This is a genomic window from Rhodopseudomonas sp. BR0C11 (assembly GCF_010820945.1).
GTDB lineage: Bacteria > Pseudomonadota > Alphaproteobacteria > Rhizobiales > Xanthobacteraceae > Rhodopseudomonas > Rhodopseudomonas palustris_H.
The window spans coordinates 1-1,874 of sequence record NZ_QTKI01000618.1 but is presented as its reverse complement, the minus strand read 5'-3'; the positions used below and the strand labels follow the sequence as shown (position 1 = coordinate 1,874).

The following is a 1,874-nucleotide window of genomic DNA, read 5'->3' as shown; positions in this document are numbered from 1 at the left end:
GCCGTAGGCCTTGCGGACGTGGCTGAGGCTGGCGACGTCTTCACCCGAGCGCGGCGCCGGCGGGAAGTCGAACGCGATGATCTGGCGGCGGCGCGGCGGCTCGACCTTCTCGATCTTCTCCAGCTTCTTGACTCGGCTCTGCACCTGGGCGGCGTGCGAGGCGCGCGCCTTGAAGCGCTCGATGAATGCCACTTCCTTGGCGAGCATCGCCTGCTGCCGTTCGAACTGCGCCTGCTGCTGCTTGTCGGCGAGCGCGCGCTGGCCCTCGTAGAATTCGTAGTCGCCGGTGTAGCTGGTCAGCGTGCCGGCATCGATCTCGACGATCTTGTTGACGATGCGGTTCATGAAGGCGCGGTCGTGCGAGGTCATCAAGAGCGCGCCCTCGAAACCCTTGAGGAACTGCTCGAGCCAGATCAGGCTTTCGATGTCGAGGTGGTTCGACGGTTCGTCGAGCAGCATCACGTCGGGCCGCATCAACAGGATGCGCGCCAGCGCCACGCGCATCTTCCAGCCGCCCGACAGATTGCCGACGTCGCCGTCCATCATCTCCTGCGAGAAGGAGAGGCCGGCCAGCACCTCGCGGGCGCGGCCTTCGAGCGCATAGCCGTCCAGCCCCCCGGAGCGGTGCTGCACCTCGCCGTAGCGTTCGAGGATTTGCTCCATCTCGTCGGCGCGGTTCGGATCGGCCAGCGCGTGCTCGAGCTCCTTCAGCTCAGCCGCGACCTCGCTGACCGGGCCGGCGCCCTCCATGGTCTCGGCGACCGCGCTGCGGCCGCTCATCTCGCCGACATCCTGGCTGAAATAGCCGATGGTCAGGCCGCGATCGACCGACACCTGGCCCTCGTCCGGCTGTTCCTGGCCGGTGATCATCCGGAACAGCGTGGTCTTGCCGGAGCCGTTCGGCCCGACGAGCCCGATCTTCTCGCCCCGCAGCAACGTCGCGGAGGCTTCGATGTAGAGGATCTGGTGGCCGTTCTGCTTGGAGATGTTGTCGAGACGGATCATGGGCTCACGCGGGGGGAGAAATGCTGCGGCGCGTTTAGCCGATATGGCCGAGCGATGCCAGTTCGACGGCCCAACGCGGCGTCATTCCGGGGCGCGAGCGCAGCTCGCGAGCCCGGAATCCCGAAGCGTTCTGCGACTCCGTCTTTTCCAAAACTGCGAGATTCCGGGTTCGCTCGCAAGGGCGAGCGCCCCGGAATGACGAACGCGGGGAGGGCTCTCCCCCCGGCATGACGAGCGCGGGGGAGGGCACTCACCCCTCTGGCAGCACCGCGTTGGTCGGGGTCACCCGGTCGGTGATCTGCATGCCGAACAGGCTGCCGATCAGTTCGACCGCGACGCGGGCGGTGCGGCCGCGTTCGTCGAGGAAGGGGTTGAGTTCGACGATGTCGACCGAGCGCACCAACCCCGAATCGTGCAGCAGCTCCATCACCAGATGCGCCTCGCGGTAGGTCGCCCCGCCCGGCACGGTGGTGCCGACGCCGGGCGCGACCGACGGATCGAGCACGTCGACGTCGAACGACAGATGCAGCACGCCGCCGGCGGCCCGGACGCGGTCGATGACGCGGCGGATCAGCACCCCGACGCCGAATTCATCGATCGCCCGCATGTCGACGACTGGAATCGCGCGGGCGCGCACCAGCTCTTTCTCAAGCGGATCGATCGAGCGGATGCCGAACAGGTCGAGCCGGCTCGGCGGAACAGACACCCGCGGCTCGTCGCCGAGCAGATGGTCGAGCCCCGGCTCGCCACACAGGAACGCCGCCGACATGCCGTGCATATTGGCGGTCAGCGTCGTCGCCGGCGTGTTGTAGTCGGCATGGGCGTCGAGCCACAGCACGAACAGCGGCTTATTTTGCTCCTGCCAGTAG

General features: G+C 67.3%; 2 protein-coding genes. Both read right to left on the bottom strand.

The window, feature by feature from the left end; translation table 11 throughout:
* Positions 1–1,005: ABC-F family ATP-binding cassette domain-containing protein (locus DYI24_RS25850; RefSeq protein ID WP_164574342.1), on the bottom strand; the 1,005-nt coding region annotated here is incomplete at its 3' end.
* Positions 1,006–1,255: 250 nt separating this feature from the next.
* A partial coding sequence (locus tag DYI24_RS25845) for an arginase (RefSeq protein WP_164574341.1) occupies positions 1,256–1,874 on the bottom strand: 619 nt, incomplete at its 5' end.